The organism is Coleofasciculus sp. LEGE 07092 (assembly GCF_015207375.1).
Taxonomy (GTDB): domain Bacteria; phylum Cyanobacteriota; class Cyanobacteriia; order Cyanobacteriales; family Coleofasciculaceae; genus LEGE-07092.
Window position 1 is genome coordinate 1 of sequence record NZ_JADEWY010000071.1, and the last position, 23,678, is coordinate 23,678.

Here is a 23,678-nt window from a genome sequence, read left to right on the forward strand (position 1 = left end):
TTACACAACAAGCAATGGCCCAAATCGAAGAGCAGATTTACCGCTTACCAACTTTGAAAAAATGGTTCGTTGAAATCTTTTGTCGAAGTGACTAAAGTTTTGGATCATTTTTTAGTTGGAATACTCTTAGTCACGACAGATTTAGTATTCTAGAACCAAAAGAATATTTTGAGCTTAGAGATAAGGGAATAAAGTCTGTTATTGAAGGATTAAAAGTTGTAGCTACCATATTTGGAGGAATAGCAATCCTCGGCAACCTTTTTTACGCAGCGAAGCGAGCAAAAGCCCTTGATGCAAGTGCGATCGCAGCTAATGCAACTGCTAAAGCTGCCTTAGAGAATGCAAAGGCTGCTCTCAAAAATGCAGAAGCAGCACAAGACAAACAAATTACAGAACGCTTTACTAAGGCTATTGAATTGATTTCCAGTAAAGAAGTTACAACTCGTATAGGGGGAATATATGCTCTAGAACGAATTGCTAATAATTCCAAAGATGACCACTGGACAATCATGGAAGTTCTCACTGCTTTTGTCCGAGAGAATCGTTCTTTGAAGGAAGAGGGAGAGCGGGAGCAATTACCAACAATTCCCACAGATATTCAAGCAGCTCTCACCGTTATCCGACGCCGCCATTGGCAGAACGAGGAAGAAAATCAGAGGATTGATTTACATAATACGGACATCCGAGGGGCAGATCTCAGTGGAGCCAATCTCAAGAAAGCAAATCTTAATGGAGCCAATCTCAAAAAAGCAAACCTTAATGCAGCAATTCTGGAAGGTGCGATCCTTGTTAAAGCTAACCTGGAGGAAGCAGACCTTATGGGAGCCAACTTAAAGAAGGCAAACCTCAATACAGCAATCCTCGACAGTGCGTTCCTTACTCAAGCCAATTTGGAGGGAGCAGAGCTTCCGGGAGCCAACTTAAAGAAGGCATGGCTGAAAGAAGCTATCCTCAAAGGAACCGAACTCTCTTGTACTGACCTAACGGAAGCACAACTCATTAAAGCTGACTTGGAAGGTGCAATGCTCATGGATGCTACGTTAGAGAACACAATACTCACCAACGCTAACCTACGATGGGCAGACCTGAGTGGAGCCAATCTGCGAAAGGCAAACTTCCGTCAAGCTAACCTACAAGGGGCAAACCTGAGTGAAGCCAAGCTGCAAGGGGCACGTCTCAAAAAAGCCAGAAACCTTAAATCTGATCAGATTCAAGGGGCGAACGGAGATAATAATACTTCCCTGCCGGAGAATCTAAAGGCACCGGAACACTGGACGGAATCTAAGTGATACACAGCAGTGATGGCAGGTGGCTTGGTAGAGTAAGCATCCTCCACTGGAACTCGAATATTGTCGGCAAGACATCTTAGATAGGTTGAATTTGCGATCGCATCTCCCCTCATAAGCAACGAAAAGAGCGATCGCTCTTTGCCTAACGCTCTGCTGAAGGGGAATACTTACAGTTGTTATAGTTATTTCAAAGCTTCACAGAGGTCATAATGCAGATTACGCTCGATCTCCCCGAAGAATTCGTATCGCGATTGAGTTTGCTAGAAGACAAACTACCGCAAATCTTGGAATTGGGATTGCGGGAGTTGAACGCCAGTTCTCAAATGGGATTTACAGGTGTAGCCGAAGTATTGGAATTTTTAGCAACACTCCCCACACCCGAAGAAATTATTGCCCTGCGTCCCTCCGAAGCTTTGCAAACTCAGATTAGTAGTCTCCTAGAAAAGAACCGCACCCAAGGTTTAACACCTGCCGAGTCACAGATTTGGGAGCAATATCAATACCTTGAACACTTAATCCGGATGGCGAAGGCGAAAGCATACCTAAAACTCAAGGAATTGAGCCAGGAATGAGCAGCACCTATATTCCATCTGCGCTACGACGCCTGGTTTGCGATCGCGCCAAAGGATGCTGCGAATATTGCCTGATTTCTGAAGTAACTGCATTCGCCCCTCACGAAATAGACCATATCATTGCTGAAAAGCACGGCGGATTAACCGAAGCTGATAACTTGGCGCTCTCATGTACGCTGTGCAACAAACATAAGGGAAGCGATATAGCATCAATCGATCCAGAGACAGGTGAAGTAGTTCCGCTCTACAATCCTCGTCGGGACAAGTGGTATGAGCATTTTCGACTCAGTGAGGCTGAGTTTATCCCTCTAACACCCAAAGGTCGCGTGACATTTCGCCTATTACAACTGAACCGCCCTGACAGAGTGGAAGAGCGTAAGCTACTCATAGAAGCTGAGATGTTCAACCTGGCTGACTAGAGCAAATATTTAGTTGTAGTTGTCTGCAATTTTAGCGTTGTCAGCCTGCACTCTCCTCCCCTCTTGGGCAACGGTGCTATATTCAGCGTATCAGCGCCTATCTGTGAAGGTGGCATTATGACTCAAGAACTAATCGACCTAAGAACTAGCATCTTAGAAGGACGCTATGCAGATGCTTTGGCGATTGTAGATGAGCTAGAGGGGATGAGTAAACAAGCAATCCTCCGTAATATCGAATCGTTTCTAGTCAGAATGCTGGTTCACTTGATTAAAAACCAAATTGAGCAGCGTTTAACTAATTCTTGGGTGGCTTCAATTTCAGATTCTCTTAGGCAAATTCAAAAATTAAATCTCAAAGAGAATAAAACGTCTTACTATATCAAGCAAGATGAATGGGAGCCTTTTTTAGAAGAGGCAATTGAGGCGGCAATTCGTCCGGCGAGTGTGGAAGTTATGGAGGGTACTTATAATTCCTTTCAACTCTCAGAATTGGTGGATAGAACACAGATAGTTATCACTGCTCGGAGGTTGCTCGATTTAACCTACGAACATTCGGCAAAGACGTTACTAGCAATCATTGATGAGAATTTAGTTCAGCTACCAGGTGGGGAAGAGTGGAAAGAGGGTAGGCGATAAAACTAGCTCTCTGGCTGCTTTGTTTGGGGTTTATGACTGACACAGCTAAAGTAGAACACAAGGTTATGGGTTTGAATGACAAGAAAACAGGCGAACAAAGTAACGGCTTGAAGGTTGAAGTATCAATATTTATTCTCCTTATTATTGGAGCTATAGTTATCATTGGATTTTGGTTAGGCGTAGGTTGGCCTGATGAGCTGCCAGACAACTTCTCTAATCTACTAACAGTAGAAGCAGTAAAAGAATATCTTGATTATAGGGAGCGGATCAGAGCTGCTCGGCTACAGTTCCTTACAACTATTGCAGCAAGTTTGGGTGCGATAGGAGTTGTCTTTAATCTTTATTACACGGGAAAGCGGGAGGAAGCTTTTAATAAAAGCGCGATCGCTGCTAATAAGAGTGCTAAAGCTGCCTTAGAAAATGCAAAGGCTGCTCTCAAAAATGCAGAGGCAGCACAAGACAAACAAATTACAGAACGCTTTACTAAGGCTATTGAATTGATTTCCAGTAAAGAAATTACAACTCGTATAGGGGGAATATATGCTCTAGAACGAATTGCCAATAATTCCAAAGATGACCACTGGGCAATTATGGAAGTTCTCACTGCTTTTGTACGAGAGCAGACTTCTTTAAAAGCTCCATTGGAAGAGAAAAAGCCAGAGGGCAAAGAGCCACCCCTAAAACTTCGGGTTGATATTCAAGCAGCTCTTACCGTTATCGGACGGCGCGATTTGAAAAAAGACCCAGACGGTCAGAGGCTTGATTTACGCAATAGCAACATCCGGGGAGCAAACCTCATTGCATTCAAGCTGCAAAGGGCATTGCTTGATGGAGCCAATCTACAAGAGGCTAACCTTACGGATGCCCACCTCGAAGAAGCAAAACTTCGTAAAGCCAACCTACAAAAAGCAGAACTTTTCAAAGCAAAAATGCACAGGGCTAACCTCATTGACGCCCATCTGGAAGAGGCAACACTCGATCTAGCTGACTTACAAGAGGCAGATCTTTGGAACGCCCAACTGCAAGGAACGCTTTTCCGATCAGCAAACTTGGCAAGGGCAAAACTCCCTGGAGCCAACCTGCAAGGGGCAAGACTCAAGGAAGCTAACCTACAAGAGGCAAGCTTTTGTGACGCCAATTTGCAAAGGTCAAACCTTACAGGAGCCGACTTGAGAAGGGCAAGACTTGATAGAGCTAACTTACAAGGAGCAGATCTCAGTGAAGCCAACATGGAAGAAACTACTGATTTTATTGGAGTAAACCTGGAAGGAGCAAACCTCTATAACGCCAAACTGCAAGGGGCAGACCTTAATGGAGCCAAAAACCTCAAGCAAGAGCAGATTGAAAAGGCATTCGGAAATAAGAACACAACTCGCCTGCCGGAGAATCTCAAAGTACCGGAACATTGGACGGAATCCGAGTGAGATACAGCAGTGAGGTCAAGATAAATATTTGCTCACCTCTTGCACTCATCAACAACTGGGTTAGAGATTTCAAAGGTTAAGGAGCGAGGGATCACTTTTGATAGGGTAGTCCTTGTTACTCTAATGACTACTGATGCTTATCTTAAAAAGGTAAAAAGTAAATTTTGAAAATCCCTTGGAACAAATGGATTTTACAATCCACAAGCCTCAACCCTACAGAATAAAGTCCCCTCACAAGATGAAGGAAAAATATAAAGATAGGGGAGATGCCCTAGAGGGGCATTTAGGGCAAATGTGAGTTCTGACATTAGCAGCCAAGAGTTATTCACACGCCAACCTACGCAATCACCAAGACTTTCCCGAATTTTATCATCGTAATTTCGGGTTCCCCCCAAACTTTTGTAGATACGCTTTTGGACAGAAAAGCCAAAGCGTCCGTTGCTGTATTTTACCCAGAGTTGATCAATAGTACGTAGGTCTTCACAAGGAAACCTGTCGATATCTCCATTTCCTAAGAAACCTTCTTTTTTTCTTCTCGCTACCTTCAGCATCTGTTTAGCTGTTTCCTCATCCGCTTCTTTCCACTTGCTAGCAGCCAGTAAATCACGTAATTTGCGATAATCTGCTCTCACAGCTGAGATGAGTTGGACTTGGAGAGGGGGTGGCGGTAATTGTTGAGTAGACTGATGGCTGACTGATGGTAGCGGCGATGGATTAACAGGCTGATGAGGTGCTGGTATCGGCTTGAGGATAGCTGGAGCAACACTATGATCTTTCAGGAGTCGCAGCCACGCCTGCACTGACTGGGGGCGATTCTCTGCTTTTACCTCCATCCCCTTGAGAATTGCCTGATTCACCCTGTTGCTGATATTCGGATTAATCTGTTGTGGTGGTTCTAAAGGCGTACCAATAGCTTGGAGTGGAGCAAGCGTTGGCACTTCTCCAGTTAACAGCGAGTACAGCGTTGCGGCTAAAGCATAAACATCAGTGTAAGCACCCCGTTTTGCTCGTTTGTCATACTGCTCAATTGGTGCAAAGCCATCGGACAGCATTTGCGTATGGGTCTGAGTTAAATTCGGGGTAAACTCACGGGCAATGCCAAAATCAATTAACACAGCCTCCGACTTACCAGAGCGCAACATTATATTTTGCGGCTTGATATCCCGGTGCAACAAGCCGTTATTATGAACAACCGCTAGCGCCTCACCAATCTGTTGAATGTAGCGTAAGGCTTCAGCTTCCTGTAAAGCTCCCTTGTTCTCAATTCGACTGGCCAAATCTTCCCCATCAATATATTCCATCACCATGCCCCACAGTTGCCCCTCTTGGATGACTTCATCAATTCGCACAATATGGGGATGAGAGCATCTGGCTAACCTTAACGCTTCGTTCAGGAAATCTTGCTGAAATTTGGCAAAGTCAGAGCGGCGTTGCACACTGTCATTCAGGGTTTTGATCACAACTTTTCGCCCATTGTTATCTCTAGCGCGATAGGTAATACCAAAGCCACCTTCACCTAGTTCTTGCTCAATCGTGTACTTACCGTCCTGCAACCTCTGTCCTGATGCCCAAGCCATAGCTCATGAATGTGAGACACTTGCCTTGATTTTGGCACAGCTTCAAAGAGACATCGGATGGCTTCACTGAGATGAGGAATTTCGCTGCCAGATGCGATTCCCTGCGGGATAGCTAACGCTTCACGCATCTCCCCTCATAAACAACGAAAAGAGCGATCGCACTAGTATCAAATCACAAAGCTATTCCAACTGTTCCAGTAGCTGACTTACAGATAACACGGGTACGGTTGCATTAGAAAAATCCTGTGTATCGCGGGTAACAATTGCCTCTAAACTTTGAGCGATCGCTGCTACGATGTGAGGTAAATTAGCCAAGAATCTGAGCAATGGCTACGCAGAGAGTCACCGTTGAATTGTCCGATCCTGTTTTTCAGCAGTTGGTTCGCATTGCTGAGGCAACCTCTCAACCGCTAGAAGTCCTTGCTGCCCAAAGCATCACGAGTAACTTACCTCCCTCTCCTGACAATGCCCCACCAGAAATGCAGGCTGAACTCATAATTATGCAGACTCTCAGCATTGACGAACTTTTGGAAATCGCCCAAGCTCAAGTAAAATCCGAACAACAAGCACGTCACACTGCTTTGCTGGAGAAAAACCAAACTAATGAAATTAGCCCAGAAGAACGGCAAGAGTTGAGTGAATTGCGATCATCTGTCGATCGCTTAATGTTACGCAAAGCTTATGCTTGGGCTGTGTTGCGATGGCGAGGACATCGGATACCGTCTTTAACTGAGTTGCCTGTATAGCAATTATAGGTTTAACACCAACAGGGCGAGCAACAGTTATTGCCTTGAGGCTCAACAATGATTATGTAGTTGAAGCACGGACACTGTAGATAGAAAGCAACTGGCATCCGCCTACTTGAAAGTTAACTGTTGCACATAGCGATTCGGATGCGGGATAGATAACGCTATGCGTGGATGTGGTTAAAAGCAGTTGGTAGATGAGATCAGTAGCCAAGCTATTCAAGCGATCGCCTGATATCGTGGACGCAGTAGGACAATTCTTGCCAGAATCGAAAAGCCCTGGCAGGCTCTTACCTCACAAACAGTGTCTAGATTGCATCGAATGAATGTTGTCAGCAACCTCTTTTCTTTCTTTATTGCCATGATCAGTAACTTTGGGACTCCCCAAAGCTTTACCCCTCCCTCTTCTTATCAACCCCTTGAGGTTATAGACGGTGCCGGATTCTACAAACAGCAACTAACTGATAGCAACACAGCCTATCTGCAAGTCATTGATCTGCAAAAAATGCAAATCGACCAACTGGTCGGAGAGGTCGATAATATGGGTCTGGAGCAGGGAAAATACTATCAAGGAGAAGCCAGATACTATAGCCCATTTTTTAAAAATAAGCTGTTTGAGGAAGTAACCAATGAGTACCAAGAGTTGTATGGTGGTGCAGTCTTTTCTATCATCAACTGTTCATTTTTTGAGCAATACCAATCCAGTACACAGTTATCCTTTCCTATTAAACTCAATAGCGAAGTTATCACGGCTGGAAATAGTCCCTATGGTCCGATCGACCAACCGAAGGATAAATTTTACAGAACGATTCGCCTGAAAGCTTTAGTGTGGGATGACAAGCAAGCCTATATTGCAGATTACGACCCAGCTACGGGTGCGCCCCTGAATGAAACTGATGTTAAAAATGCGATCGTTACTTATCAGTACAGCGACCATCCAGCGAAAGTATTAGCCCAAAACCCAGAAAATAAATATCATGTTATCGGTACGCTGGACTTTGATGGTAATATTGGCGACGAGCTGTTGTTAATTATGACTGTAAACAAAGCGACCTTGGACAAAGCCGCTGATTTATTACGTCAATTAGGCGTCAAAGGGGAGATTATAACCATTGATGGCGGCAGTTCAACTTACCTGTTCAATTCCCGGATGGGAAAGATTGTGCTACCTCAACTGGCTAATCAGAACGATAGTCCTACCTTCCCCAACCTCCCCCATTACTTAGGATTTCACCAGAGAGGCAAAACGTCAATTTCGCCGCAAATCAAAGTCAGCCAGCCTGCTGGTAAGGTGCAGGTTGAGGAGAATCAGCCCTATCTTATCTTGTGGAGGGACAATCTCGACGATGAAGTGGCGATTGAATTATACGAGGGGAATAAACCCATCCAAGATATTTCTCCCCGTACCGCCAGCGATGGGGTATATGAGTGGACACCAGACAAGTCCGTAAAAGAGGGCGATTCTATTCGTATTTCTAGCTTGAAAAACCGGAAAATCTTCGGCACACTGCCATTGCCATGAACAGTTACTGATTGGGGATATACTCCAAGTCGCCATCCCAAGTCAGAATATCTTTTATAGATTCAAGCAATGGACGAGGGCATGGCAAATTTTGGACACCGACCCGTGGCAATCGATTTATTTGCTGGTGTCGGTGGGTTTTCTTTGGGAATTGAGCAGGCAGGGTTTGATGTGGCAGTCGCCGTAGAAAAAGATCCCATCCACGCTGCTGTCTATGCCTATAATTTTCCCCATACCCGAGTCTTGTGTTCCGATATCTTCAGCTTGAAGGGAACGCAGATTCAGGAGGTGGTGCGTAATTGGTCGTGTCGAAGTCGGATTAATCGAGTCTCTAGTGGAATTGATTTAGTGTTTGGAGGTCCTCCCTGTCAGGGGTTTTCGCTGATGGGCAAGCGCCAAGTGGATGATCCGCGCAACTCTTTAGTGTTTGAGTTCTGCCGTCTCGTCAAAGAACTCCAGCCCCGTTATTTTGTGATGGAGAATGTGCCGGGTTTAGGTCAGCGGAAATACCAACAACTCCTAGAGCAGCTAGTGTATGAGTTTCAAGCAGGTGGGTACGAAATTACCAAACCCGTGCAGGTGTTGAATGCTGTAAATTTTGGTGTACCGCAACAACGAAAGCGATTATTTTTACTGGGGACTCAGGTGGGAGCAGTGCCGCTTACTTACCCCGAACCCCAATTGCGATCGCCTTCTCAATTCCGAACTGTCGGGGAAGCGATCGCAGATTTGCCCAACTTAGATGAATTTGCCGCCCTGCAAGCCTCAGACTGTGTGGAACTGACACCCCCACAACTGCAACTGATCCAGGCACTAGCAATGCCCTATGCAGAAAAGCTGCGAGGAGTGATTTGTGATCCAGAAAACTTTGCCCATATTCGACACTGGAATCCTCGATTATTAACCAGCTCTCTGCAAACCCAGCACAATCAAGAGTCCATTGAGCGTTTCCATCGGACGAAAGCGGGGGAATTGGAACCTATTAGTCGCTTGCAACGCCTAGACTGGAACAAACCCTGCTACACCTTAAGAGCCGGCACGGGTTGCGATCGCGGCAGCTACACCTCACCCCGTCCCATTCATCCCCACTATCCGCGAGTTCTTTCGGTGCGAGAAGCGGCTCGCTTGCATTCATTCCCCGACTGGTTCCGCTTCCACATCACCAAATGGCATGGATTTCGGCAGGTGGGCAATGCTGTCCCCCCCCTGTTGGGACGAGCCTTAGGCTACCAAATTATTATGGTATTGAAAATTAACCCCTCAGTTCCTACCATTTTCCTAGAACTGGGAGACACCCAACTGCTCACGTTTAGACAATCCCAAGCATCTCAGTATTGGAAGCTACAGATAAAGGGCTGCCCTAGCTTTTAAAATAACCAGAGGCAGTAAAAAGTGTGATTCAGCTCACTAAGTAACCAAAAGCCTGTCACCGTTTTGTTTGATTAGTTGTCACCTGGAATTAACAGAGCTATCACTATTTGTTCTATTGATTGTCACTAACGGCTAAAACTAGAGATCACTGCATCTTTTTGGCATATTTCCGATAGTAGAGGTAGAGAGTTAGGTTGAGAACTGATGCAATCCCCGCAAGTGTGTTTCCCGAAATTTCCTGTTGATCAAATTGCTAACCGCATTCTTTTCCTGCGCCAAATTACTCGCATTGACCAACACTTATTTATGTCAGCTCTTCTTGGCAAAGCTTTGCTATCAGTTGAAGAGCAAAACCTCGTAGAACAGATTTATCAAGGCTTACATCGGGGCTGGATCAAAGTAGTGGAGTGAGCTAGATACTTTTTAACTCATCCATCTGTAATTCAAATTTTTAATTTTAAATTTAAACCCCTTGCCTCAAGTGCTTATCCTTGTATTATTGCATTTCCTAGACTAGTGAGGTACATCTAGTTTTCTTACTCAGATCTTACAGCACTGACAATAAACCCCAATACCGTAAGGTGGGTAAAAGCAACTAACGGTAGTATGACCATTTCCGCTATATAAAGTTTGCCCACCCTACCTAAAATCGACTTGTTGAGATTGGTGCAAGAGGTGAACTTACTTACTCCCCACTCCCTACTCCCTTACAATAAGCCTTCTGCCGCCAGCAAACTCACTGAAAATAGCCCAGTTGCAACCATAGACAGAACCGTCATCAATCCTGCTGGCATGAATGTACGGGTGCGGAACAAGCGGGTGATAAAAACTACAGACAAAAACAGGGCAATCAGCGTTGCCAATCCCAGTCCCATGACGGGTATCCGGCTACAAAGAACCCAAGCCGCCAGCAATGCCGTACCGCTGCTCACACCCGATAACAAAGATACTTTGCTCTTCGCTTTCAAGTATCCCATTACGCCACCCACCAAGACTAGCAAAGCGTAAATTAGGATGAACCAGGGAGTTATTTGAAATAAATTATTCATTTAAAAATTACCTAACTTAGGATGGATTGCTTAAAAGGATAAAGAAAGGTAGATTTATTATCTTTCCATAAGAGGATTTGTGTTACTAAATTTACCAAAGTCTTACTCTTTTGCGGTCTGTTAACTTGCCAACCTTCCCTGAGTCTTACGCAGACAAGGGACTTGGGTGAAGAAGGCTCTTCAAGTTTCTTTCGGCAGGAATTTAGAGCTCGTCGTGAACCAGCCACTGCCAGAAAACAATTGTAGCAGGAATGGCAACAGCACAACCCTAATTGTTGATATTAGCAAAACTCCCCCGTCACCAATCTGAGGACGGGGGATAAAAGCTGGATGGAACGTCGCGGACGTTACCGTTCGGGATGGTGGGAAGAATCATTAGCGTTTTCACTGCGATTGGGTTTTCGATGCAAGTGTAGTGAGTCGCTCAATGTCTCATCTAGCTCCATGCGCTGTTCCATCCGACGCAAGAAATAGCCAGTCATCATTGCCGAAGCAAGTAATCCAGCTAAGTTTTCCCGATCCGTGCTGATTTGCACGTTGAAGCTATCTGAAGGAAGCATCCCAACCAGCCCCTGAACGTTTTGAGAGATAATTTGTTGTATCTCTGGACTCGCAGAGCGAGCAACCCGCGATAGAACATCAGGGGATTGGTGTTGGAGATAGTTTAGGAGTTGGTTATCTGGCTCATCTTCAGGTGGAGAATTGAGGAAGTCAGAGTTAAATACCATTAGGACTCTCGGATTTGACTTACTTAGTTTCTACTCTAAACGATTGTGCGATCTGCCGACTCGTGCTTTTGTTAGGGAATTACCGTTCTTTGGCAGGAAATTTAGACTAATTTGGAAATTCTCTCATCTTGCTACTGTCAAAAGGGCAACAGGAGCTGAACTGGCGGAAATCTCGTCTAAGAAAAAACCTTTTTTAAAGAAATGATGAAGTTTGATCAGGATTTCGATGGCGCGTGCATGGGTGGCACCAACCGATCTACTTCAAAGTGCTGATGAAACTTAGTGGTAACTTGCAACCAATAGGAGCGCCCCTCACTTTGTCGGCGTCTCTGGACAAATCCCAGCTCGATCAGTTCCTGAACGTGTTGGTAGGCACCGCTACCACGCAACTCGATCAGCTCAGTTTGAGCAATTGGTTGTTTGAGGGCAATTGCCGCCAGGGTTCTTAACGCGCCTACCCCTAGTTCAGCAGGAACGAGGTTTTGCATTATATTCCCAAAAGCAGCACGTAACTGCAAGCTATACCCAGCAGGTGTTTCAACTACCTCTAAAGCGCTATCCCGATGGGCATAGTCTGCCATGAGTTCGAGCAAGGCATCTTCAGCCGCTTCGCGATCGCATCCCGCACACTCAGCAATCTCTGCCAGCGAGAGCGGCTTTCCCTTCAGATATAGTATGGCTTCAATTTGGGTGGCTAAACGAGGCATAAAGGATCTTAAATCTCTAAGATGGGGTTGGCAGGGGATTTGGCATGAAGAAGTAACGGATAGGTAAACGCTTACCGTTACTTAAACTACTAGTACTACATTTCGTCTTTTAGTCTTACCCCATTCCCCATTCCCCATTCCCTCAATCAAGCTGCCGTCCTGTAAGTTCGACGAAGATATCTTCTAGGTTTGAGGGACGAACCATCATGCCAGTTTTATCCGGTAAGTTATTGAGGTAAGCATTGGCTTGTTCTAAGGTGGGGAAGAAGGTGTACTCGAAGCGATCTCCCACTTGTTTCATTATTAATCCTTCCCCATGTCGTGCTTTGAACTGTTGGAGGGTTCCCAGTTCAATGAGCTGTCCCGCGTCCATAATACCGATGCGTCCTGGCTTGCCAGTGCCGTAGGCATCGCACAAAAACTCTACCTCATCCATATAGTGAGTAGTCAGTAGCATAGTCATGCCCTGGCGGTTCAAATCGCGGATAATTTCCCAGAGGCGACGGCGGGTTTGGGGATCGAGTCCAACCGTTGGCTCGTCTAAAAACAGAATTTTGGGTTGGTGCAACAGTGCCCTAGCAATTTGCAGACGGCGTTTCATCCCACCGGAAAGGGTTTTAACGAGGGCATCTTTTTTCTCTATCAGTTCTACATACTCCAACCACTGATTGATTAAACTTTGACGCTTGGGATTGGATAGGTGATGAAGGCGTCCGTGGAGTTCCAGGTTTTCCCAAACGGTGAGATCGTTATCGACACTGATTTGTTGCAGGACAACGCCGATATTCTCTTTGACCTGGGAGGGTTTTCGTACTACATTGTAACCTGCAATTTCAATTTGCCCTTGGGTCGGTCGAGTGAGGGTGGTCAGCATCCGAATGGTGGTAGACTTACCAGCACCGTTGGGACCGAGTAAACCAAACATCTCTCCTGCTTCAATAGTGAAAGAGAGGTCGTTAACGACGGGGGTTTTGTCGTAAGTCTTGTGGACGTGTTGAACAGAAACAGCAGGGGGCATAGGTGCCTAAATGAGGGGTCTTTACAAATCATAATATCTTGATTAGACCTCTTCAGAAATTCCTATTCAGCTTAGGTAGCGAAAAGGTTCCAGGTTCTTTTTTGGGGATGTCTAATTGTCATTTGTCAAGTTCATTAGGATCAATTCCCCGTTCACCCAGCAATGCTGCTAAAGTTACGAAGAGATGAGTGAGTGATTCAGTCGGGTTGTAGCAGTACAGCCTTCAAGGGAGTAAGTGGGAAAACGTATTGGATGCGATCGCTCAGGGTTTAAGAAGTCAGCTACCTCGTGTTTCTCAAAAATAAACTCGCTGTAGTCTGCCAGATTATCAAGTCCCAAGAGGTTCAGTAAAATCTCTGCGGCTAGCCAAACGGTTGTTCTAGCTAATAAGTTTTTCCACTCTACCTTCATCGGTTGATCCTCTGGGGATAAAGAATTTGCAGGGGATTGAGTTAAAAAACTCAACTCCACCCTGAGGATAGGAGGAAGTATTTGGGTTCAACTACCGTGATTTCATCCAACTTAATCGTCTCGTTACATTAGCTTCCGTATATTTCCCTAAAGGATTGCCCAAAAATAAATTGTCCACTATCAATAATTTGCTATATAAATGAATTTTCTGGAAAGGATTTACCACAAAGTCGTCTCGGCTCTACTAACTGTACCTACTCTAGAGAGTTGGTTCGTTAGTTTTTTCTTATTGTTGATTATTGCATTAATTTTTTTACCAAAACGCTTCAGCTATCGTTCTTTACTTTTGCCCACCTTACGGTATCTTGGGGTTCATTATCAGTGTGGCAAGATCTGAGTGTAGAAAAAAACTTAGGGGTTTACTGGGACTAAATTCTGCTGGTGAGTTGGAGAATGTCCATAACTCTCACTCTGCTCTCCCCTCTCGTTGTTACCCTGCTCATTTCTAGAAGTTTCCACCAACTGTTTCGGCATCAAAGACTCAACTAAACTTAAAGGCATGGGGTCTTGACTGAGGTATTCAGCATAACCAGCATTTAAGTAAGGCTGGTATTCGGGTTGCTCGGCAATATAAGTTTTAAAAAACGCTACACTCAATGCCTGCATATAGTTGAAAGCAATCTGTGGATCAGGACCGAGTACTGGCGCAGGTAGAGCAATGTCATCTGGTGATGGTGCTAGGGCAGAAAAATGCGTTCCTTTATTCAGCAAGACGAGATACTTCTCAGGTGTTGTTAGCCAGGTAAAAGGTCGAATCTGTTCTGGCAAGGCGGGTGCTACGGTATCGTTACTACCCGCAACCAGCATTAAAGGGATTTGAATCTGACTGAATTGAGATTGTCCAAAGATTGTACTGCCAACTGGATTGATAGCGATCGCTGCCTTCACTCGCGGATCTCGAAACTGATAGTCAGTCTGGGGTAACTCTAAGGCACGGCATTGAAGAAGCAACGACAAATTCAAGGAATTATCCAACTGGGCACAATCTTCTTCTAATTGCTCGAAATTAATGTTGGCTCCCGCTAGTGCCAGTGCTGTGTAACCTCCAAAAGACTGACCGACTACACCAACATCTTGCAAGTTTAGCTGTTCTCCATAAGCCTGTTCTAGTTCATCTAGCAAAAACTGGATATCCAGGGGGCGGTTAATTAATTCTGACGGTGGCGTTACCTCATTGGCAAGACCTTTACTCAACGCCTGCAATTGCTCGGCATTACTTCCCGGATGTTCTGGTACGGCGACGGCAAATCCATAGGAAGCCAGGTGCTGGGCTAAATAGGCGAACGTCATCCGCTCGGAACCGAGTCCGTGGGAAATAACAACCACAGGAAACGTTGCCGTCTCCTCCTTTGGAGGACTAGAGGGAATGGGCAAATACAGATCGACTGGCAACCTTCGCCCCCGACTCTGATCAGTGAGTGTCAGCGTTTGTTTGGTATAGGTGAAGGAGCCGCTTTGCTGCAAATCGGGTAGTTCCGAGAAATCCGGTGGAAGTTGGATAGGATATTCAACGTCAGTCCAGGCTCTAGCTTCTGTAAACGATTGCTGATTCACTGTGGCGATCGCCTGTTGAGTTCGTCGGCTAAGTGCCGATAACTCCTCAATCAGCTCAAAACTACGGGTTGAGTTGATCCGAATTCCATAGGTGGGAAACTCCCGCAGTACATTTAACAGGGTAAAACCCTCTGGATCAGCAGCCGCTTTGATTAGTGCCGCCCGAATCGCATAAAAGCCATCTTGACCGGCTTTGGTTTGAATCACTTCCCCTAACCGTCTCAAGATTGCTTCGCCTTGGGGTGAATAGAGAAATTGAGCGATCGCTACAGGAGTAACCTCAATGGGGGTGATCAGGGCTTGGCGCAACTGTTCTAGTTGCTGCGGATCTACATAGTTCGCATAAAAGGCTAATTCCGGTTCAATTTTGCCTTCTTTGGCATAGGCTTCTAGAGCTGAGATCGGCAGAGAAAATTCTAACAGACCGTAGGGAAAATAAATCTCCTCCGCTCCCTGCACTGGAGTCGGTATTACCACCGGAGCGATGGACAATCCCAGATTCAGCAGAGCAATCCCCAGTCCCGTGCGTAGCTTGACTGCCCAAGCCTTCCAGGATAAGCTCTCTATCGTGTCAGTGAGTCTGGGTTGCAAACACTCGTGTGATACCATGGCGTACCTACTCACCTACTTTGCGATCGCCATAGCGTCTGAGCTGACACGAGCAGAATGAACGCCCGAAATCAAGGATCTAAAACTTGCCAGTTCAATGTCCAACCGTTTGAAGCTGATTCCCCACACCATTACATTATCCTATTCGATATCCACAGCCTGTACCCATTAAAGGCAGCGCTTTAGCTTGGAAAAAGTAGCATCATCTTATAGATTTAGCTGCATCCGAGATGCACTCGTAAATTCTCTGATCATGCCTCCTTCAACATTTGATAACCTTTCGAGAATTTCCTCTGTAAAACCGATAAATTTATGACTTAAGCTTTACCCTCTTCTTCAACATTAACGTTTCACTATCCGGAGACTCCCCATCTCCTTTTTTAAATACTGGCTCCCACCTCTATTTCCTTCACTAGAATTTTACCCGAAAAGTGATGATTGTATAGGATTGCTGACTTTTTATGGCATCTTTGCTTTGAACTCAGGTATCCCCTAATGGCGGCTTTGCTCTTTGAAGCCTTTTCAAGACGGCAGTGAGAGTCAAGGTGGTCTTAAAATCGGGTCAATATCCCAGAGTAAAATTAGCCGACTGTCTTAAAGGTTCATTTATGTTTCTGTCTAACTTGTCTGCCGAATAAACCAACCCGTTTTAGAAAAAATCTGATAAGTTTTTAAAACAGTGTTTCTTGCAAACCACTGGGGAATCTCAGGAGGTTGACATCTGTAAAAGATTGCGATTGGTTTTATTGCCAAAGCTTATAGCGTTTTGGCAAGAGCCGCTCTGTTTAGTCATGGGGGAACAATCATGAAGGTATTGAAAGGGCGAGATTTGCTGAGTTTAGCAGACTGCAGTGCTGATGAAATTCAACAACTGTTGCATTTAGCAGCTCAGTTAAAAGCAGGTCAAGTTAACTTACGTTGTGATAAGGTACTAGGGCTTTTATTCTATAAAGCCTCTACTCGAACGCGAGTTAGTTTTTCAGTAGCAATGTACCAACTCGGCGGTCAGGTTATTGACTTGAATCCTAATGTTACCCAGGTAGGGCGGGGAGAACCTATAGTAGATACGGCGCGAGTCTTAGATCGGTATCTGGATATCTTGGCAATTCGCACCTTTGAGCAGACCGAACTGCAAACCTTTGCCGACTATGCTCACATTCCTATTATCAACGCCCTGACTGACCTGGAGCATCCCTGTCAAGTACTAGCAGATTTGTTAACGATTCAGGAGTGCTTTGGCTCCTTAGCTGGGGCAACGGTGACGTATCTGGGAGATGGCAATAACGTCGCTCATTCACTCATGTTGGGGTGTGCTCTTACGGGGGTGAATGTCAGAATTGCCACACCACCAGGGTATCAACCCGATCAAAGCGTTGTAGAACGGGCAAAGCAAATGGCGACGGGTAGCGAAGTAATTGTTACGAATGACCCAGTAACTGCCGTAAAAGGGGCGAATGTTGTTTACACGGATGTCTGGGCAAGTATGGGTCAGGAAAATTCTGCCGATACCCGCATCCCAGTTTTTCAACCTTATCAGCTTAACCAACAACTGCTGAGTATGGCTGAATCCGACGCCATTGTTCTACATTGCTTGCCCGCTCATCGAGGAGAAGAAATTACCGAGGAAGTGATGGAAGGAGCGCAGTCGCGGCTTTGGGATCAGGCAGAAAACCGGATGCATGCACAAAAAGCTTTGCTGGTTAGTCTGTTAGGAGTCGAGTGAATTGTAAAAAAAATTCTGCAAAACACCCACCCCGACTGGACAAATTAGAGCATTTAATAGTACTAATGTTCTATAGATAGTACTATTCAGCTTTGGCATGAATTGTTCTAATTCAAAACTGTGTAGGGGCGGGTTTACTCATAGCTTGAGAGGTCACTCAACTGTCAGGCTATCCCCTCCTACAACGACTGTCTCAATCACTCAAAACAATTTTTTGTAGGATTATGGAATCCCTCACTCAAGCCCAGCAAGAACTTTATGATTGGCTGGTGGAATACATTCAAACCTCAAAACACGCCCCTTCCATTCGGCAAATGATGCGAGCGATGAATTTGCGATCGCCTGCACCCATTCAGAGCCGCTTGGAACATTTGCGTGGGAAAGGATACATTGACTGGACGGAAGGAAAAGCCCGCACGATTCGGATTTTAGGCGCTGCTAACCAGGGAGTTCCCATCTTGGGGGCTATTACGGCGGGGGGGTTGGTGGAACCCTTCACCGAAGCTGTCGAGCATCTGGATTTTTCGGGTACGTTCTCTCAAATCGGTAACTTTGCCCTGCGAGTCACTGGTGACAGCATGATTGAAGACTTAATTGCCGAAGGGGATTTGGTCATCATGCGACCCGTCCCCGACCCAGAGCAACTCAAAAACGGTCTGATTGTCGCTGCTAGAGTAGAAGGGCAAGGCACAACCTTAAAACGCTTCTACCGAGAGGGTGATAGGGTGACGCTGAAACCGTCTAATTCTAAATACCTTCCCATTGAGGTAACGGCAACTAACGTGCAGGTACAGGGCGTCTTGGTCGGAGTATGGCGCGGCTGTGATCCGAATGTTAAACCCACAGGGAGATATTAACGGCAGTAAAACGCTGTTGATCAACGTTGTTTAGCCCATTTTCTCCATGTTGGCTACAATTTTTTGGCTCCCCCCTTACTCAGGGGGATGGGGGGGCAATCTGTAGTGCATTAAAGGAGAAAGGGAGTAGGGAGTGGGGAGTGGGTAAGTTATAGCAACTGCCAAGACGGTTAGGACATATATGAATTTAGTAGAGACGTTCCGCCGGAACGTCTCTACCAGAGTTTGTCCTAAGATATGTGTCCACTGCTATACTTTGAAAAGATGAATGGATAAAGAACTATTACAAAAACTTGACAAAGAGAGGATTCGATTTATGCGCATCCTCTGGTGTGATAATGCCAACCTCATACGGGGTAAAGCAGTACATCGAAGAACCTTATCGGACTATCTCAAACATGGTGTTGGTATTTCCGCAATCCAGCAGGCGCTTCCTGTGATGTATGATGCTCCAGTGACTGGCAGTGGCTTGGAATCAGTCGGTGAGATTAGGTTGGTGCCAGACTGGAATACTTTTACTCCCTTACCCTATACTGCCGGTCACGCTCGTGTTATCGGAGATATGGTTTTGGGCGGTTCTCCCTGGAATTGCTGCCCTCGAAACTTTCTAAAACGGATGGTAGCTGATGCTCAGGAGGAAGGGTTAGAAGTCATTGCCGCCTTCGAGAATAAGTTTTACCTGTTGCGGCGAACACCTGATGGCATTGTGCCTGCGGATAAAACGGTTTTTGCCTCAACCTTGGCGATGGACTTGCACCAAGAGGTAATTGATGATATAGCAGAAGCTTTGATAGAGCAAAGAATGCTGGTGGAGCAGTATTATCCAGAATCGGGGTCAGGTCAGCAGAAAATCTCAGTACTGTATAGTAATGCTTTAGGAGCAGCCGATCAGCAGATTGCTTTCCGAGAGACAGTGCGAGTTATTGCTCTCAAACATGGACTCATAGCCTCATTTTTACCCAAAATCTTTGCCAATCAACCTGGTAGCCCTTGCCACCTTCACCTCAGTCTCTGGCAAGAGGGCGAGAATCTTTTATCCCATCCAGACGGTAATGGGGAGCTTTCAGAGGTTGCCGGTTCTTTCGTTTCCGGAATCCTCCACCACCTCCCAGCACTGATGGCACTGACGGCACCTAGTACTAATTCCTATCGCCGAATTCTTCCCCACTGTCCAAGTGGGGCATTTTGCTGTTGGGGCATGGATAATCAGGAAGCGGCGGTGCGAGTACCCACTCACCCAGAACCACCCAGCCCCACTCAGTTTGAACTCAAAACGGTAGATGCTACAGCGAATCCCTATTTGGCGTTGGGGGCAGTTATTGCGGCTGGATTAGATGGGGTTCGCAAGGGTTGGGAACTAGGAACACCCACCGTAGTTGATCCGGAAAGGATAACGGCAGGGGAATCTAGTTTGGGTGGTATTGAGCGATTGCCTGCAACTTTAGGAGAGGCTATTGAGAAACTCAGTAGCGATCGCGTTTTATTAGATGCTTTGGGTGAGGATTTGGCTCAAGCTTATCTGGCAGTTCGCAAAGCCGAGTGGGAAGCCATGAACGTTTTAGATTTGGATGCGGAAGTGAAATTGTTGTTGGAGCGATATTAAAAATTGCTGTAGTTCCTCCAACCTGAGAATGCTGCATTTAGCCCCCCTAGCCCAAGGGGGGACTGTACCAAATTGACTCGCAAACTGCTGTAAGTTGACACCAATGAGCAATATCGTGCCTACTGTTAGCGAATAATACAAATTCCACCGATTTCTACAGTGCATCCCTGCGGTTTTTTCGCCTGCTCCAAGCTGCGGGTGCTGGCATTATAGGTATATTCTCCCGCTGGAAACACTCGGTTGGGATTGGCACAATAGCGATAGGTTTGATTCCCTTCAGGATAAGACACGACAACCAAGGAACTGGTTGATGCCGGACAGTTATCCAAAACAGTTAATCCAAACTCTCTTGCCAAGGTTTGTTTTCTAGAATCTGTGGTTTGGTTCGGTGTTGTTGGAGAGGATGGAGTTTGAGCAGCAGGTGCTCCCGGCTTTAATTCACCAGCCCTCAGGTCATAGGTATATTCTCCAGCCCGGACAAAGCGGGTGGGGTTGGCGCAGTAGGTATAGGTTTGACCGTATTCTGGAAAGTAAGCCACTACTAACGAAGTCTTTACGGCAGGGCAGTTCTCTAGAACCGTTAAGCCATACTCATTTTGAAGCAGTTGCCGTCTGGGATCTGTCGTTGGATTGGCTGGAGTTTGGGCAGTGGGCGCTCCTGGGTTTAATCGATCCGTTCTAGCGTCATAAGTATACTGTCCTGCCTGAAGCAGACGGTTGGGAGTAGCGCAGTAGGTATAGGTTTGATCGGGTTCAGGGAAGTAAACGACGGCTAAGGAACCTCTAGCGGGGGGACAGTTATCTAGAACCCTCAAGCCATAGTCAGTTTCTAGAAGTTGTCTTCGTTTATCTGTGGGTTGAGTTGTTGGAGGTTGAGCCGTTGTCTGTGCGCTAATTCCTGAAATGGAAAGCGCATACCTGCCTCTGGTAGTGTTTTGACCTAAAACGAGAAGTCTGTATTCCCCAGTAGTAGGGACTTGATACCGCAGGGAATTACTTTTGTCAGTATAAGCAACTTGATTGCCTGTCTCAGACGAGGTCAGAACTAAGGTTGGCGAGAGATTGCTACCATCTTCAACATTCACTGAAGCTTGGATAGTATCGCCCCGTTGAGCATTAAAAATGTACTCCTCACCAGCAGCCATCTGTAAGGGAGTGTCTCGAAGAGATTCGTTTCGATAGCGGAAGACAGGAGATGTCGTCTGGATGAATCCATTAACTGTTTCACCATTCTTCAGCCGGGTAGCTGCTTCGGACAGATTAACAGCGATCGCGAGTATCATTCCTGTCACTGCCACAGTTGCAGCAACTCGATTGAAAAGTTTACGGATAATCATGCACTATTTATTTCTGACAACAACAATTGGCTCGATGGCTTGGACAGATTATAGTCAGCCAGAGTTCCCCAATTGCAACCCTCTCAGGGCTTATTCTAGGAAAAGGGAAAAGGCGCTCATCTCTTGGCTGCCGTTTCCCTCTAGACCCAAAATTTAACATAGGGTGAGCCATTGCCCATCCTTTTGGTACTGACGTGATTACTTGATGATTTTTGGTCCCATACCGATTTTGCCAGCATAGATGGCGCGATCGCCTAATTCATCTTCAATCCGCAGCAGGCGGTTGTATTTAGCAACCCGTTCACTACGGCACAGCGATCCGGTTTTGATTTGACCGGCGCGAGTGGCTACGGCTAAATCTGCAATCGTCGTGTCTTCTGTTTCCCCAGAACGGTGGCTGATTACCGACCGGAAGCCATTGCGGGTTGCTATATCAATGGTTTCTAGGGTTTCGGTTAAGGAACCGATTTGGTTGAGTTTAATCAGGATGGAATTGCCTGCCCCTAATTCAATGCCTTTTTGCAAGCGAGTAGGGTTAGTAACAAATAGGTCATCGCCAACTAATTGAATACGTGAACCCAGTTTTTCAGTCAGCAATTTCCAATTATCCCAATCCTCTTCGTGCAATCCGTCCTCAATCGAAATAATCGGGTACTGACTCACCAATTCCGCTAGATAATCAATGAATTCGGCAGGGGAATGAGCGGAACCATCATAGACGTACTGACCCTCTTTATAAAATTCACTGGCTGCCACATCCATTGCCAAAGCCACTTGTTCCCCTGGCTTATATCCTGCCTTTTCAATCGCAGCAATCAGGAATTCCAACGCCGCTTTATTGGATTCTAAGTTAGGAGCATAACCCCCTTCATCACCAACACCCGATAGCAAATTTTTCTCTTTCAGCACCTTGCTAAGTGCCATAAAAACCTCAGCACCCCAGCGCAGCGCCTCTTGGAAGGAGTCCGCACCGATGGGGACAATCATGAACTCCTGAAAATCCACGTTGTTATCGGCATGGGCACCACCGTTAATCACATTCATCAATGGCACGGGTAGGAGATTGGCTAGAGGTCCGCCCAGATAGCGATAGAGGGGAAGTACCAATTCGTCAGCCGCTGCCTTAGCGGTTGCCAGTGAGACGGCGAGGATGGCATTGGCTCCCAATTCTTTTTTATTTTGGGTGCCATCCCGATAAATCATTTTTTGGTCTACAGTCACTTGGTCGAATGCATCCACATCCAGCAGTTCGGGAGTGATTTTTTCCTTAATATTCCGTACTGCCCTGAGTACTCCCTTACCACCATAGCGATGGGGGTCATCATCCCGCAGTTCGTGGGCTTCAAATGTCCCCGTCGAAGCACCACTGGGAACTTGAGCTAATCCCACAGCACCACTGGCAAGGCGCACTTCGGCTTCTACGGTAGGACGCCCCCGTGAGTCTAGAATCTCTCTGGCATCAATGGCTTCAATTGGAGCTTCTGGCTTGTTTAGCATTTTGTTCTCCTCAACTTAGTACCGATTGCACTATCACTTCAGGGTTCAGGATACGTCCCAAGCCGTTGAAGATTAGTATCTTTAAGGATGTCTTCAATCCCCACTTAACAGTAGCGCTTGGCTCTGGGAGAATCTAAGGAGGTATAGATGCAGATTAAAGTATTGGCTCGGCGGCAATTCATTTTGCAAAGCTGTGCCACTTTGGGAACGGCACTACTGTTGAAGGCTTGCCAAAACCGTTCCACGTTTGCTACAGATCCAGAAACTTCTGATTTGGGAGATCGGGCTTTGTCTTTAGAATCCATCAACATTCCAGCGGCAAACGGTAAAGCACCAACCCACTTGATGGTGTGGTTACATGGTTGGGGGGCTAACTCCCAAGACTTGGCTCCCTTAGCGCCAGCGATGAACCTGCCGGACTACCAATTCCTGTTTCCGAATGCGCCGTTTCCCCATCCCAGCGTGCCAGGAGGGAAAATGTGGTACGACTTAGAAACTCAAGATTATCAGGGTTTAGCAGAAAGTCGGCAACAACTTGTTGACTGGCTGAAGTCGTTAGAAGGCAGTACAGGCGTTCCTCTGTCGCGCACGATTTTAAGCGGGTTTTCCCAAGGTGGGGCAATGACGCTAGATGTGGGATTAACGCTGCCTGTGGCTGCTATAGTGTCTCTGAGTGGCTATTTACATTCAAAACCTGACTCTACAGCTCATAATTCTTTCCCCCCTGTTTTGCTCGTGCATGGTAAACAAGACTTAGTTGTGCCAGTTGCTGCGGCTCAAAATGCTCGGGATAGTCTTACGGCTCTGGGAGTCGCCGTGAAGTATCAGGAGTTTAACATGGGTCACGAAATTCTCCCAGATGTTTTGACGCTGGTACACAGTTTTATAATCCAGTTATGACTCAGAAAGGCAGAAGACTCTGGGACAGAGGGTAGAAGGTAATATCAAGTTCGTTTAATCTCAGATCTT

The 23,678-nt window shown here is 46.1% G+C and carries 24 protein-coding genes; 13 read left to right on the forward strand and 11 right to left on the reverse strand.

Going from position 1 to position 23,678, the window contains the following annotated elements; all coding sequences use genetic code 11:
* Positions 1-262 precede the first annotated feature (262 nt).
* Positions 263-490 (reverse strand): hypothetical protein, encoded by a 228-nt coding sequence (locus IQ257_RS30145; protein WP_193874693.1) that lies wholly within the window; start codon positions 488-490, stop codon positions 263-265.
* Between the two features lie 19 nt (positions 491-509).
* On the opposite strand from IQ257_RS30145, the gene IQ257_RS17300 reads away from it, so the two are divergent.
* The 5 genes from IQ257_RS17300 to IQ257_RS17320 all read left to right on the forward strand — a co-directional run bounded on the left by IQ257_RS17300 (position 510) and on the right by IQ257_RS17320 (position 4,340).
* Positions 510-1,289, forward strand: coding sequence for a pentapeptide repeat-containing protein (locus IQ257_RS17300; RefSeq protein ID WP_193874695.1), 780 nt, complete (start codon positions 510-512; stop codon positions 1,287-1,289).
* Between the two features lie 209 nt (positions 1,290-1,498).
* Positions 1,499-1,861, forward strand: a complete 363-nt coding sequence (locus IQ257_RS17305) for a hypothetical protein (RefSeq protein ID WP_193874697.1) — start codon at positions 1,499-1,501, stop codon at positions 1,859-1,861.
* Positions 1,858-2,280 carry an HNH endonuclease gene (locus IQ257_RS17310; RefSeq protein WP_193874699.1) on the forward strand — a complete coding sequence of 141 codons (423 nt, stop codon included), beginning with the start codon at positions 1,858-1,860 and terminating at the stop codon, positions 2,278-2,280. The genes IQ257_RS17305 and IQ257_RS17310 overlap by 4 nt, the downstream gene beginning before the upstream one ends.
* Positions 2,281-2,397: 117 nt before the next feature.
* Positions 2,398-2,916 (forward strand): DUF29 family protein, encoded by a 519-nt coding sequence (locus IQ257_RS17315; RefSeq protein ID WP_193933132.1) that lies wholly within the window; start codon positions 2,398-2,400, stop codon positions 2,914-2,916.
* Positions 2,917-2,948: 32 nt separating this feature from the next.
* Positions 2,949-4,340, forward strand: coding sequence for a pentapeptide repeat-containing protein (locus IQ257_RS17320; protein WP_193874702.1), 1,392 nt, complete (start codon positions 2,949-2,951; stop codon positions 4,338-4,340).
* A 191-nt stretch (positions 4,341-4,531) separates the two neighbouring features.
* Here IQ257_RS17320 and IQ257_RS17325 read toward each other — a convergent pair whose 3' ends face one another.
* Together IQ257_RS17325 and IQ257_RS30815 are read right to left on the reverse strand one after the other, a co-directional pair.
* Positions 4,532-5,917, reverse strand: coding sequence for a serine/threonine-protein kinase (locus tag IQ257_RS17325; RefSeq protein WP_193874704.1), 1,386 nt, complete (start codon positions 5,915-5,917; stop codon positions 4,532-4,534).
* A gap of 180 nt (positions 5,918-6,097) precedes the next feature.
* Positions 6,098-6,232 carry a hypothetical protein gene (locus IQ257_RS30815; protein ID WP_265584490.1) on the reverse strand — a complete coding sequence of 45 codons (135 nt, stop codon included), beginning with the start codon at positions 6,230-6,232 and terminating at the stop codon, positions 6,098-6,100.
* Positions 6,233-6,243: 11 nt separating this feature from the next.
* On the opposite strand from IQ257_RS30815, the gene IQ257_RS17335 reads away from it, so the two are divergent.
* From IQ257_RS17335 to IQ257_RS17350, 4 genes are all read left to right on the forward strand, one after another.
* Complete coding sequence (locus IQ257_RS17335) at positions 6,244-6,663, forward strand: hypothetical protein (protein ID WP_193874706.1); 420 nt, start codon at positions 6,244-6,246, stop codon at positions 6,661-6,663.
* A gap of 322 nt (positions 6,664-6,985) precedes the next feature.
* Positions 6,986-8,185, forward strand: coding sequence for a hypothetical protein (locus tag IQ257_RS17340; RefSeq protein ID WP_193874748.1), 1,200 nt, complete (start codon positions 6,986-6,988; stop codon positions 8,183-8,185).
* 81 nt (positions 8,186-8,266) lie between these two features.
* Positions 8,267-9,556: a DNA cytosine methyltransferase gene (locus tag IQ257_RS17345; protein ID WP_193874708.1), complete on the forward strand. Its 1,290-nt coding sequence runs from the start codon at positions 8,267-8,269 to the stop codon at positions 9,554-9,556.
* Between the two features lie 204 nt (positions 9,557-9,760).
* On the forward strand, positions 9,761-9,967 hold the full coding sequence (locus tag IQ257_RS17350; protein ID WP_193874710.1) for a hypothetical protein: 207 nt from the start codon (positions 9,761-9,763) through the stop codon (positions 9,965-9,967).
* A gap of 296 nt (positions 9,968-10,263) precedes the next feature.
* On the opposite strand, the gene IQ257_RS17355 is transcribed toward IQ257_RS17350, so the two are convergent.
* From IQ257_RS17355 to IQ257_RS17380, 6 genes are all read right to left on the reverse strand, one after another.
* Complete coding sequence (locus IQ257_RS17355) at positions 10,264-10,605, reverse strand: TMEM14 family protein (RefSeq protein WP_193874712.1); 342 nt, start codon at positions 10,603-10,605, stop codon at positions 10,264-10,266.
* 347 nt (positions 10,606-10,952) lie between these two features.
* The gene (locus tag IQ257_RS17360; RefSeq protein WP_193874714.1) at positions 10,953-11,333 is read right to left on the reverse strand and encodes a DUF760 domain-containing protein; all 381 of its coding nucleotides are present in this window, start codon (positions 11,331-11,333) and stop codon (positions 10,953-10,955) included.
* Positions 11,334-11,548: 215 nt separating this feature from the next.
* A complete protein-coding gene (gene scpB, locus IQ257_RS17365) occupies positions 11,549-12,040 on the reverse strand; it encodes an SMC-Scp complex subunit ScpB (protein ID WP_193874716.1) in 492 nt (163 codons plus the stop codon).
* Positions 12,041-12,182: 142 nt separating this feature from the next.
* The gene (locus tag IQ257_RS17370) at positions 12,183-13,058 is read right to left on the reverse strand and encodes an ABC transporter ATP-binding protein (protein ID WP_193874718.1); all 876 of its coding nucleotides are present in this window, start codon (positions 13,056-13,058) and stop codon (positions 12,183-12,185) included.
* A 174-nt stretch (positions 13,059-13,232) separates the two neighbouring features.
* A complete protein-coding gene (locus IQ257_RS17375) occupies positions 13,233-13,469 on the reverse strand; it encodes a hypothetical protein (RefSeq protein WP_193874752.1) in 237 nt (78 codons plus the stop codon).
* A 411-nt stretch (positions 13,470-13,880) separates the two neighbouring features.
* On the reverse strand, positions 13,881-15,692 hold the full coding sequence (locus IQ257_RS17380; RefSeq protein WP_193874720.1) for an alpha/beta hydrolase: 1,812 nt from the start codon (positions 15,690-15,692) through the stop codon (positions 13,881-13,883).
* Positions 15,693-16,497: 805 nt separating this feature from the next.
* Here IQ257_RS17380 and argF point away from each other — a divergent pair.
* From argF to IQ257_RS17395, 3 genes are all read left to right on the forward strand, one after another.
* Positions 16,498-17,415 carry an ornithine carbamoyltransferase gene (gene argF, locus IQ257_RS17385; protein ID WP_193874722.1) on the forward strand — a complete coding sequence of 306 codons (918 nt, stop codon included), beginning with the start codon at positions 16,498-16,500 and terminating at the stop codon, positions 17,413-17,415.
* 224 nt (positions 17,416-17,639) lie between these two features.
* Positions 17,640-18,272 carry a transcriptional repressor LexA gene (gene lexA, locus IQ257_RS17390; RefSeq protein ID WP_193874724.1) on the forward strand — a complete coding sequence of 211 codons (633 nt, stop codon included), beginning with the start codon at positions 17,640-17,642 and terminating at the stop codon, positions 18,270-18,272.
* A gap of 268 nt (positions 18,273-18,540) precedes the next feature.
* Positions 18,541-19,875 (forward strand): glutamine synthetase family protein, encoded by a 1,335-nt coding sequence (locus tag IQ257_RS17395; protein WP_193874726.1) that lies wholly within the window; start codon positions 18,541-18,543, stop codon positions 19,873-19,875.
* 125 nt (positions 19,876-20,000) lie between these two features.
* Here the strand turns inward: IQ257_RS17395 and IQ257_RS17400 are convergent, their stop codons facing one another.
* Positions 20,001-21,212 (reverse strand): hypothetical protein, encoded by a 1,212-nt coding sequence (locus IQ257_RS17400; RefSeq protein WP_193874728.1) that lies wholly within the window; start codon positions 21,210-21,212, stop codon positions 20,001-20,003.
* 198 nt (positions 21,213-21,410) lie between these two features.
* A complete protein-coding gene (gene eno / locus IQ257_RS17405) occupies positions 21,411-22,709 on the reverse strand; it encodes a phosphopyruvate hydratase (protein WP_193874730.1) in 1,299 nt (432 codons plus the stop codon).
* 288 nt (positions 22,710-22,997) lie between these two features.
* Here eno and IQ257_RS17410 point away from each other — a divergent pair, with 288 nt between their 5' ends.
* Positions 22,998-23,609 (forward strand): alpha/beta hydrolase, encoded by a 612-nt coding sequence (locus tag IQ257_RS17410; protein ID WP_193874750.1) that lies wholly within the window; start codon positions 22,998-23,000, stop codon positions 23,607-23,609.
* Positions 23,610-23,678 lie beyond the last annotated feature (69 nt).

Bases quoted from the DNA above. Each gene is read 5' to 3' on its own strand.
- IQ257_RS17355 (WP_193874712.1), bottom strand. From the start codon at position 10,605: ATGAATAATTTATTTCAAATAACTCCCTGGTTCATCCTAATTTACGCT.
- IQ257_RS17395 (WP_193874726.1), top strand. From the start codon at position 18,541: ATGGATAAAGAACTATTACAAAAACTTGACAAAGAGAGGATTCGATTT.
- IQ257_RS17350 (WP_193874710.1), top strand. From the start codon at position 9,761: ATGCAATCCCCGCAAGTGTGTTTCCCGAAATTTCCTGTTGATCAAATT.
- IQ257_RS17340 (WP_193874748.1), top strand. From the start codon at position 6,986: ATGAATGTTGTCAGCAACCTCTTTTCTTTCTTTATTGCCATGATCAGT.
- IQ257_RS17310 (WP_193874699.1), top strand. From the start codon at position 1,858: ATGAGCAGCACCTATATTCCATCTGCGCTACGACGCCTGGTTTGCGAT.
- IQ257_RS17400 (WP_193874728.1), bottom strand. From the start codon at position 21,212: ATGATTATCCGTAAACTTTTCAATCGAGTTGCTGCAACTGTGGCAGTG.
- IQ257_RS17320 (WP_193874702.1), top strand. From the start codon at position 2,949: ATGACTGACACAGCTAAAGTAGAACACAAGGTTATGGGTTTGAATGAC.
- IQ257_RS17315 (WP_193933132.1), top strand. From the start codon at position 2,398: ATGACTCAAGAACTAATCGACCTAAGAACTAGCATCTTAGAAGGACGC.
- IQ257_RS17345 (WP_193874708.1), top strand. From the start codon at position 8,267: ATGGCAAATTTTGGACACCGACCCGTGGCAATCGATTTATTTGCTGGT.
- lexA (WP_193874724.1), top strand. From the start codon at position 17,640: ATGGAATCCCTCACTCAAGCCCAGCAAGAACTTTATGATTGGCTGGTG.
- IQ257_RS17380 (WP_193874720.1), bottom strand. From the start codon at position 15,692: ATGGTATCACACGAGTGTTTGCAACCCAGACTCACTGACACGATAGAG.
- IQ257_RS17360 (WP_193874714.1), bottom strand. From the start codon at position 11,333: ATGGTATTTAACTCTGACTTCCTCAATTCTCCACCTGAAGATGAGCCA.
- IQ257_RS17335 (WP_193874706.1), top strand. From the start codon at position 6,244: ATGGCTACGCAGAGAGTCACCGTTGAATTGTCCGATCCTGTTTTTCAG.
- scpB (WP_193874716.1), bottom strand. From the start codon at position 12,040: ATGCCTCGTTTAGCCACCCAAATTGAAGCCATACTATATCTGAAGGGA.
- IQ257_RS17370 (WP_193874718.1), bottom strand. From the start codon at position 13,058: ATGCCCCCTGCTGTTTCTGTTCAACACGTCCACAAGACTTACGACAAA.
- argF (WP_193874722.1), top strand. From the start codon at position 16,498: ATGAAGGTATTGAAAGGGCGAGATTTGCTGAGTTTAGCAGACTGCAGT.
- eno (WP_193874730.1), bottom strand. From the start codon at position 22,709: ATGCTAAACAAGCCAGAAGCTCCAATTGAAGCCATTGATGCCAGAGAG.
- IQ257_RS17300 (WP_193874695.1), top strand. From the start codon at position 510: ATGGAAGTTCTCACTGCTTTTGTCCGAGAGAATCGTTCTTTGAAGGAA.
- IQ257_RS17305 (WP_193874697.1), top strand. From the start codon at position 1,499: ATGCAGATTACGCTCGATCTCCCCGAAGAATTCGTATCGCGATTGAGT.
- IQ257_RS17325 (WP_193874704.1), bottom strand. From the start codon at position 5,917: ATGGCTTGGGCATCAGGACAGAGGTTGCAGGACGGTAAGTACACGATT.
- IQ257_RS17375 (WP_193874752.1), bottom strand. From the start codon at position 13,469: ATGAAGGTAGAGTGGAAAAACTTATTAGCTAGAACAACCGTTTGGCTA.